Origin of the sequence: Novosphingobium sp., from assembly GCF_036820275.1 — a bacterium.
Lineage (GTDB): Bacteria > Pseudomonadota > Alphaproteobacteria > Sphingomonadales > Sphingomonadaceae > Novosphingobium.
Genome location: NZ_DAISLT010000083.1, coordinates 1 through 6941 on the forward strand (window position 1 = coordinate 1; position 6941 = coordinate 6941).

The 6941-nt window shown below is 67.1% G+C and carries 8 protein-coding genes; 5 read left to right on the top strand and 3 right to left on the bottom strand.

Annotated features, from left to right (window positions below):
• Both V7066_RS28560 and V7066_RS28565 read left to right on the top strand, forming a co-directional pair.
• Positions 1–701: alpha-amylase family glycosyl hydrolase (locus V7066_RS28560; protein WP_334186305.1), on the top strand; the 701-nt coding region annotated here is incomplete at its 5' end.
• 50 nt (positions 702–751) lie between these two features.
• The gene (locus V7066_RS28565) at positions 752–1312 is read left to right on the top strand and encodes a nucleoside 2-deoxyribosyltransferase domain-containing protein (RefSeq protein WP_334186306.1); all 561 of its coding nucleotides are present in this window, start codon (positions 752–754) and stop codon (positions 1310–1312) included.
• Between the two features lie 6 nt (positions 1313–1318).
• Here the strand turns inward: V7066_RS28565 and V7066_RS28570 are convergent, their stop codons facing one another.
• The gene (locus V7066_RS28570) at positions 1319–2878 is read right to left on the bottom strand and encodes a carbon-nitrogen hydrolase family protein (protein ID WP_334186307.1); all 1560 of its coding nucleotides are present in this window, start codon (positions 2876–2878) and stop codon (positions 1319–1321) included.
• Between the two features lie 118 nt (positions 2879–2996).
• On the opposite strand from V7066_RS28570, the gene V7066_RS28575 reads away from it, so the two are divergent.
• Positions 2997–3263 (top strand): hypothetical protein, encoded by a 267-nt coding sequence (locus V7066_RS28575; protein WP_334186308.1) that lies wholly within the window; start codon positions 2997–2999, stop codon positions 3261–3263.
• Positions 3264–3376: 113 nt separating this feature from the next.
• Here V7066_RS28575 and queF read toward each other — a convergent pair whose 3' ends face one another.
• Positions 3377–3838: a preQ(1) synthase gene (queF, locus tag V7066_RS28580; RefSeq protein ID WP_334186309.1), complete on the bottom strand. Its 462-nt coding sequence runs from the start codon at positions 3836–3838 to the stop codon at positions 3377–3379.
• A 199-nt stretch (positions 3839–4037) separates the two neighbouring features.
• Here queF and V7066_RS28585 point away from each other — a divergent pair, with 199 nt between their 5' ends.
• Together V7066_RS28585 and metC are read left to right on the top strand one after the other, a co-directional pair.
• Entirely contained in the window at positions 4038–5408 is a 1371-nt protein-coding gene (locus V7066_RS28585; protein WP_334186310.1) for a hypothetical protein, read from the top strand.
• 68 nt (positions 5409–5476) lie between these two features.
• Positions 5477–6703, top strand: a complete 1227-nt coding sequence (gene metC, locus V7066_RS28590; protein ID WP_334186311.1) for a cystathionine beta-lyase — start codon at positions 5477–5479, stop codon at positions 6701–6703.
• Here the strand turns inward: metC and V7066_RS28595 are convergent.
• The gene (locus V7066_RS28595) at positions 6675–6887 is read right to left on the bottom strand and encodes a hypothetical protein (protein WP_334186312.1); all 213 of its coding nucleotides are present in this window, start codon (positions 6885–6887) and stop codon (positions 6675–6677) included. The genes metC and V7066_RS28595 overlap by 29 nt on opposite strands.
• Positions 6888–6941: the final 54 nt, after the last annotated feature.

Consider the following 6941-nt stretch of genomic DNA (forward strand, 5'->3'; position numbering starts at 1 on the left):
CCCCCGCCCTCACCGCGCAATTCGTCGCCGACACGCTCCAGCGCTGGGACCTCGCACCCGGCGAGACGGGCGGCTGGCCAAGCTGGGCTTTCGAGAACCACGATGCCCCCCGCGCGGTCTCCCGCTGGTCTGCACCGGAGCACCGCGCCGCCTTCGCCCGCGTGAAGATGGCCCTGCTCATGGCCCTGCGCGGCAACGTGATCCTCTATCAGGGCGAGGAACTCGGCCTCGTGCAGGACGAGATCGCCTTCGATCAGTTGCAGGACCCCGAAGCCATCGCCAACTGGCCGCTCACCCTCTCGCGCGACGGCGCCCGCACGCCGCTGCCCTGGGACGACGCTGCGCTCGGCGGCTTTACCGTCGGCGACCCGTGGCTGCCGCTCTCGACAGACAATCTCGCCCGCGCCGTGGCGGTTCAGGAAGGCGATCCCGCCTCGCTGCTCCAATTCACGCGGGAGGTTCTCGCGCTGCGCAATGCCCATGCTGCGCTCCACCACGGAGCATTGACCGAGTGCCGAGCGGACGGCCCGCTGCTCTCGTTCGAACGCACGGAAGGGGCGGAGCGCCTGCGCTGCCTGTTCAACCTCTCGCCCGATCCGCTTACCCTTGGCGAACCGGCCGAAGGCAGAGTGCTGCTGGCCGTCAACGGAGCGACCGCCGCCGCGCTGCCGCCTTTCGGTGCACTCTGGCTCCAGCTCTGACAGGCGGTTTTCACTGGCCGTAGGCGGCGCCTCCCGGCTAGAGGCGAGCCATGAAGTCTCTCCCCGTCCTTGCCGCTCTGATCTGCGCCGTTTCGGTCCCCGCAGCGGCCATGGCTGACGCCGTGGTCGTCACTTCCCCCGAGGCGCTTCCGGCCCGGCACGAACGCCCGCGCGTGTTCCTCGGCGGCAGCATTGACATGGGCTCGGCGCCGGACTGGCAGAAACAGGTGATCGCCGCCCTGCAGGGCGAGGACGTCGTGCTGCTCAACCCGCGCCGCCCGGACTGGAACCCGGCCTGGAAGCCGGAAGCGAGCGAGCCCGAGTTCCGCCGCCAGGTCGAATGGGAACTCGCCGCGCTGGACAGCGCCGACGTGGTGATCCTCTACCTCGCGCCGGGTTCGCAGAGTCCGGTGAGCCTGCTCGAACTCGGCCTCCACGCCCGCTCCGGCAAAGTCGTGCTGCTCTGCCCGCCGGGGTTCTGGCGCAAGGGCAATGTCGACATCACCGGCGAGCGTTACGGCGTGAAGCAGGTCCAGAGCCTCGACGAACTGATCGCCGAGACCCGCAAGCGCGTGGCGGAAGCAAGGCAGCGCATCACGGCGCGGAAATGAACCGGCCTACTGCTGCGTCCACTCCACGCGGTAGAGGTCGAAACGGCGGTCCTTGAGGTTCTGCACCGCGCCGGACTGCCGCGCGGTCAGCAGCGCGTCGAGGCTGAGGTCGGCGATCGCGATCGTCTCCGTATTCGGCGCGGTGTCCGCCGCCACGCCGTCGCGCGCGAAGGGGAAGTCCGAGGGCGTCAGGATCGCGCTTTCGGCATAGTGCACATCCATGTTCTCCACGTTCGGCAGGTTGCCGACGACGCCCGAAGTGACGACGTAGCACTGGTTCTCCACCGCCCGCGCCTGGCAGCAATAGCGCACGCGGAGGAAGCCCCGGCGCTCGTCGGTGCAGAACGGCACGAAGAGCATCAGCGCCCCTTGGTTGACGAGGTGGCGGGACAGCTCGGGGAATTCGCTGTCGTAGCAGATCATCACCCCGATCGGCCCGCAGTCGGTGGGAATCACATTGGCGCCGTAGCCGCCCTTGATGTTCCACCAGCGGCGCTCGGAGGGCGTGGGGTGGAGTTTCTGGGTCTCGTGCGTCGAGCCGTCGCGCAGGAAGGTATAGGCGATGTTGCGGATCTCGCTCTTGCCCTGACCCAGCTTGACGCGGGTAGGGTGGGAACCGCCGATGATGTTGATGTTGTAGGACACCGCCATGCGCTGCATGAATTCGACGAAGCGCTCGGTATATTCCGCAATCTTCTCGATCGCCTCGACCGGCTGAAGCTTCTTCTCCTCGATCGACAGCAGTTCGAGCGTGAACAGTTCGGGGAAGGCCACGAAGTCGCTCTCGTAGTCGGCGGCGACGTCGATCCAGTATTCGACCTGTGCCTCGAACTGGTCGATGGTCTCGATCTTGCGCATCTGGAATTGCACCGTGGCGACGCGCACGCTGGAGGGGACCCGCTCCTTGAGACCGGGAACCGATTTGCCGGTATCGAGCGGGGCAAGCGGATTGGTCCAGTACATGAGGACTGCATTGCCCCCGCTCTCGCGGTCGGTGGGGATATAGTCCGGCAGGATGCCGCGCGGCTCGTAGCCTTCGTTCATCTGGAAGTTGATGACCTGATCGCGGATCTTCTTCTCGCGCACGGCCTGCACATAATCGGCCGGATCGGGATAGGCGCGCTTGCGGCGATAGTAGCCTGGCATGCGACCGGCGAAGGCAATGCCCTTCAGTTCGAAATACTGGCAAACCTCGCGGCGCTTGCGATAGAGTCGCTGGCCGATGCGCAGGCGCCGGTAATCGGGATCGACGCAGACCTCGAAGCCGTAGAGCACGTCACCGTCGGAGGCGGGCGGGCGGCCATAGCCACCGTTGCTGATCTCTTCCCAGGTGTGCGGCTTGAATGCGAGGTCGGCTGTGACGATCATCGTCGCGCAGTGGCCGACGACCTTTCCTTCATATTCGGCCACGAACTGGCCTTCGGGAAAATTGATGATCTGGCCGCGGATCTCGGCCCGGGTGAAGGCATCGGCCTTGCCGTAGACTTTCACCGAGAGCCGCGCGATGGCCGGTGCGTCGCCGACAGTGGCAGGGCGGATGATGAGCTTGGCTTTGGTCTGGTCCATGGACCGAATTCTACGCACGGGGCGGCAATCGGTTCCAGTCCCGAAAAAGACTCTTTTCCCGTCGCTTGCGGGATATTTTCGGCCAGGTGCCCGTTATCGATCCCGAAAGGAGAGACCTGTGAGCACCACACTCATCGCCCTCGCCCTGTTCGGTTGCAGCGACGACGGATCGGCCTGCGAAAGGCTGTCCGCACCTATGCAGACCTACGAATCGCGCGCCGAATGCAGCGCCCGCCTCGAAGACGCGCTGGCCACCGAAGCCGCGCTGAAGGCGGAGGCGCCTACGGTCTACGCCCAATGCCTCACGAACCGCCAGCTTGCCTCGCTCGGCTCCGGCACGATCGATCTGCGCCGCGTCAATGGGGTTCAGTTCGCGGCTAAGTAAAGAATACGTATCCCGGCACGGACCTTGGGAAAGCGAGCCTGCCGCTCGCATTGCCCGAGGGAAAGTCCGGGGGCACGGGGGCGTCGGCACAAACCGGCGCCCCTGCTTATGCCTCAGCCGCGTCCGCGATAGCCCTGGACGCCCTGATCCGGCACCCAGAGGCCTTCCGGCGCCGCACCGGACTGCCAAAACACGTCGATCGGAATGCCGCCGCGCGGATACCAGTAGCCGCCGATGCGCAGCCAGTGCGGCTTCATCTCGTCGAACAGCCGCTGGCCGATGCCGACCGTGACGTCCTCGTGGAAACCGTTGTGGTTGCGGAACGCGCCGAGGAAAAGCTTGAGGCTCTTGGATTCGACGATGGTTTCGCCCGGTGCATAGTCGATCACCAGATGGGCGAAGTCGGGCTGGCCGGTGACCGGGCAGAGCGAGGTGAATTCCGGCGCGGCGAAGCGCACCAGATAGAGGCTGCCCTGGCGCGGATTGGGGACATAGTCCAGCACGGCCTCTTCGGGCGAAGTCGGCAGCGCGCTGGTCTGGCCGAGATGCAGCGGAGTCATGGAAGTGTCAGTCATGCCCGACTTGATAGGTGTCCCGGGCTTCCGCTTCAACCCGCTGCAACGGGGAAAGCGGTTCCGGCGACATTGCCCGGGAGGCACGATTTCGGCTATGATCGCCCACGTCTCGCCGCGCGGGCCCAGGGCATTAACGCAGGGTTCAGCGCGTGGTCCATTTGGGAACGGTACAGAGGCTGGGAGCTTGATGCGGGGCATTGTGACTAAATTCGCGACACCACTTTCGCGCGCAGCGCTTGTCATCGGCCTTCTGGCGGGACCGACGACGGCCTTTGCGCAAGGCACATGGAGCCTGCCGCCGGGCCAGCAGGAAGGCCAGAGCGCGCCCCGTTCGCAAGGGCCGGTCGATCCGCAGAATCCCAGCGTCACGCCGCGCGATAGCGCGCCCGACGCGCCTGCGGCCACGCCCTCCGCCCGGCCGACGCCGGTTCCGACGATCGTGGCGCCGCCCCCTCCTGCCGTTCGCGCCACCGAGCGTCCTCAGCCTCGCGCAACGACTGCCCCTGCCCCGGTTCCTTCGGCTACTCCCGCACGGCCCGCCGAAGCACCGCGCGCGGAAGCGACGACCGCTGCCGCGCCCTCATCGGCCGTGACGCCTTCGCCCGCGCCGGTTCCACTCCCCGCGCCTGCGGCGACCGGCGAAACCGTTGCACCGCAGGCCACCCCTTCCGCTGCGCCTGAAACCCCAGCCCAGCCTGCGAGTGCCCTACCTGCCGCCACGCCGCATTGGCCGGAATGGTGGCTTGCCATCCCGGCCGCGCTGGTCGGGGTGGGGATCGGCGTCTTCGCCCTGCTCCGCCGCCGCCGCGCACCCGCCACCGCCTGGGAGGAAGCCGGTCTCGAACCCGAAGCCGAGCCGGAAGACGAAATCGCCGACGAGGCTACGGACATCCCTCCCTCCGTTACGGCGGCCGCGGCCGTCGCCGCGCTGGATCCGGTTCCCGCGGTTTCGCCGATCCCGCGCGTGCAGCCGCTGCGCAATCCCGAACCGCAAGCACCTCGACCGGCTCCCCCACAGACCCCGATTCCCGCTCCGACACCGGCCCCCTCCGGTCCGGGCGTGATCGCGGTCCATTTCGAGCCGGTGAGCCTGCGCCTTTCACTTGTCTACGCGACGCTGCAATATCGTCTTACGCTCGCGGCGCCGGAAACAGGCCTTCCGCAGCCGTGGCGCGTGCTGGGCGACATGATCTCCGCCCACGCCTCGCTGTCGCAAGGCGAGCAGCTCGCTCCCGATCCGGCAACCCTTCCGCTGCGCCACACGCTCGAAGCCCTCGCCCCCGGCGAGACGCGGGAGTTCAAGGGCGAACTGCAACTGCCTCTGAATGCCATCCGCGTGATGCGCCAGGGTCAGGCGAGCCTTTTCGTACCGCTCGTTCGCCTCTGCCTGGCCGATGAGCAGGGTCATGTCGAACGCCGGGTCTTCACTCTCGGCGTTCCCGGCGAAGGCTCCGGCCTTGCCCCGATCCGTCTCGACACCGGCCCGCGCGACCACGCTGCCATCGCCGTGCGCGAGATCGAAGCGGCCCGGACGATGGGGCGGGATCCCAATTCGCCCATCGCCGCATAGAAGGGAAAAAGCATTCGACCCTGGCCCTGCGGCGCGTTAGGGCTGGGCGCTCAAGAGCGGAGAGCACTTTGAGCGATTTGGACAATTTCGACGGCCTTGCCCCCTTCACCAAGCTGGTCGGCGGCGGCCGCCGCAAGGAGTGGACCGGCGCGGTCGTCAATCCTCCGGTCTGGCGCGCGAGCACCCATCTCTACGAGAACACCGCCGCACTCGCCCAGGGGCCGAGCCGCAACGAGGACGGCCGCTTCTTCTACGGCCGCCGCGGCGCGCCCACGCAATGGGCGCTCTGCGATGCCCTTACCCAGATCGAGCCGGGCGCCCACGGCACCGTGATCTATCCCTCGGGCGTCGCCGCCATTGCCGGGGTCATGCTCACCCTGCTGCGTCCGGGCGACGTCGTGCTGATCACCGACAATGCCTACGATCCCACCCGCTCGATGGGCACCGGCATGCTCACTGATTTCGGCATCGAGACGCGCTTCTACGATCCGCTCGACATTCCCGCCTACGAGGCCCTGTTCTGCGACCGTACCCGCGCCGTGCTGATCGAGGCGCCGGGCAGCCTGTCGATGGAAGTCTGCGACGTTCCCGAACTCGCCCGCATCGCCCGCGATAAAGGCGCCATCTCGGTGCTCGACAATACCTGGGCCAGCCCGCTCGGCTTCGCCGGGCTGGAAAAGGGCGTGGACGTGACCGTCATGGCGCTCACCAAGCATGTCGGCGGCCACTCCGACCTGATGATGGGCAGTGCCAGCGCCCGCAAGCCGCTTTACGAGAAACTGCGCAAGCGCTCGCAGGACCTCGGCATCGTCGTCTCGCCGGACGACGCCGCGCTCGCCCTGCGGGGCCTGCGCACGCTCGGCGTCCGCCTGCGCCAGGAAGCCGAATCCGCCCTGAAGATCGCGCGCTGGCTCGAAAACCGCCCCGAAGTGGCGCAAGTGCTCTGCCCGATGCTGCCCGGCTCGCCCGGCCACGAGGTCTGGGCACGGGACTTCACCGGCGGCTGCGGCCTGTTCAGCTTCGTGTTCAAGGGCGGCAGCATGGCCGACCGCAACCGCTTCATCGATGCGCTGAACCTCTTCGCCATCGGCTATTCCTGGGGCGGCTTCGAAAGCCTCGTCGTGCCGATCGAACCGACCCGCCACCGCGACATCATGCCCTGGCCGCCCGAGAAGCGCGACGAAGCCGACCGCTACGGCGTGCGCCTTGCCGTTGGGCTTGAAGACGTGGGCGACCTGATCGCCGATCTCGATCAGGCCTTCGCCGTCATGCAGCACGCCAAGGCCGACGGATAAATTCGGTCTCGCGGATATTGATGGCAAGGCCGACGCCCACTCTTGCCGCGACGGGCAGTGGGCGGATGGAAGCAAGCAGGACTGAGGCGAGGAAGTTGTCGTCGCGCTTGTCGTAGTTTGCCGAAGAAGCGTTCGACGAGATCAACGTATCGGCAGGGGAGGCGTTGAAGACCGGACCTTTCATGCCCTTTTGATTGCCGGAGCCTCTGCCACCGCATCGCGGCGCCTACAAGCGATT

Coding starts and splice junctions, on each gene's coding strand:
- V7066_RS28570 (WP_334186307.1), bottom strand. CDS start 2,878: ATGGACCAGACCAAAGCCAAGCTCATCATCCGCCCTGCCACTGTCGGC.
- V7066_RS28595 (WP_334186312.1), bottom strand. CDS start 6,887: ATGAAAGGTCCGGTCTTCAACGCCTCCCCTGCCGATACGTTGATCTCG.
- queF (WP_334186309.1), bottom strand. CDS start 3,838: ATGACTGACACTTCCATGACTCCGCTGCATCTCGGCCAGACCAGCGCG.
- V7066_RS28565 (WP_334186306.1), top strand. CDS start 752: ATGAAGTCTCTCCCCGTCCTTGCCGCTCTGATCTGCGCCGTTTCGGTC.